A 1808-nucleotide genomic window follows, 5' to 3' on the forward strand; every position below is an offset into this window, starting at 1 on the left:
TGGTCAGGACGACCTTGCCGATGTGGCGGGCCTGGCTGAGGTGCCGGTACGCCTCGGGCGCATGCCGGATGTCGTAGTTGGTGGCGGGCAGGGGGTGGAGCCGCTCGTCCTCGAACAGGTCGTGCAGCTCGGTGAGCATCTCCTGGATGCGCTCCGGGCCGGCCTGGAGGACGTCGAACGCCCGGTACCGCACACCGGCATGTCCGGCCGCGACCTCCTCGGGGTCGCGGATGTCGGTCTTGCCCATTTCGAGGAAGTGTCCGCCGGGTGCGAGGAGGCGGAGTGAGGCGTCGTTGAACTCTCCGGCGAGGGCGTTGAGGACGACGTCGATGCGCTGGTCGCCGAGGGTGTCGCCGAAATGCTCCTTGAACTCCAGGGTCCGCGACGAGGCGATGTGGGCGTCGTCCAGCCCGCGCTCGTAGAGGGCCGGCCACTTGCCGGGGCTGGCGGTGGCGAAGACCTCCACATCCCAGCTCTGCGCCAGTTGCAGGGCAGCGGTCCCGACTCCGCCGGTGGCGGCGTGCAGGAGGAGCCGCTGTCCCGGCTGGACGCCCGCGAGGTCGGCGAGCGCGTAGTAAGCGGTAAGGAAGGCGACGGGGACGGTGGCGGCCTGGGTGAACGACCAGCCGTCCGGGATGCGGGTGACCATGCGGTGGTCGGCGACGGCTGTGGGACCGGTGCCGGTGAAGATCCCCATGACCCGGTCCCCGGGAACGACGCCGTCCACGCCGGGACCTGCCTCGACGACGATGCCGGCGCCCTCGCCGCCGAGCGGCCGGTCGTCCTGGGGGATCATGCCCAGGGCGTACAGGACGTCGCGGAAGTTCACCCCGACCGCCCGCACGGCGATGCGCACCTGGCCGCTGCCCAGCGCTTCGTCGGCCTGAACCGCCGGGGCGAGAACGAGGTCCTCCAGGGTTCCCTTCTCACTGACGGCCAGCCGCCAGTCGTCGCCCGGAGGCATGGCGAGCGTCCCGCCACGCCCGGCGGCCCGCACCAGCCGGGCGCCGTGGACCACGCCGCCGCGCACCGCGAGCTGCGGTTCGGCCTCGGCCAGCGCGCCGCCGAGCGCCTGGCGGTTGGTGGCCCGGCCTTCGAGATCGATGAGCGTGATGCGTCCGGGGTGCTCGGCCTGGACGCTGCGGACCAGCCCCCACAGCGGGCTCTGGGCGAGATTCACCGTCCCTGTGCCCGTGACCGAGGCCGAGCCGGTGGTCAGCAGGACCAGTCGGCTGGAGGCCAGGCGCTCCTCGGCCAGGAAGCGCTGGATCAGTCCGAGTGCCTGCCGGGTGATGGCGTGCGCCCGGCCGGCGACGTCGTCGCCGGAGCCGGAGGGGCAGGGGGCGAGGATGACACTCGGAGGTGCGCCGTCGCCACAGTCCTCGACGAGGCCGGTGAGGGTGCCGTAAGTGCGGGTGGCGTCCGGGAGGCTCCCGGCCAACGCGTCGGCCACGTCCGGATCGTGCTCGGTGAGCAGGGCGTACCAGCCGTCCGCGGCAGTGGGGTTCTGCGTGGGCAGGGCCTCCCACACCAAGGCGTACAGGTGGTTGCTCTGAGCGGGTCCGGAGGGCGCGTCGGGCAGCGGACGGAGGCTGAGCTCGTCGATCGTGGCGACGGGCTGTCCCGCCGGGTCGGTGGCGCTGATGGCAATGCCGCTGCCGGTGGGGGTGATGGTGACGCGGAGCGCTGTCGCTTGGGTGGCGTGGAGGGTGACGCCGTTCCAGGCGAAGGGAAGGTGGGCCTCGCTGTGCTGGCCGTCGGCGGTCAGGGCGACGGGGTGGAGGGCGGCGTCGAGGAGCGCGGGGTGG

General features: G+C 72.8%; 1 protein-coding gene. It reads right to left on the minus strand.

Going from position 1 to position 1808, the window contains the following annotated elements; all coding sequences use genetic code 11:
• On the minus strand, nucleotides 1–1808 hold a 1808-nt coding region (locus E1285_RS44905), incomplete at both ends, for a zinc-binding dehydrogenase (protein ID WP_165967058.1).

The sequence above is a fragment of the Actinomadura sp. 7K507 genome, assembly GCF_004348425.1.
GTDB lineage: Bacteria > Actinomycetota > Actinomycetes > Streptosporangiales > Streptosporangiaceae > Spirillospora.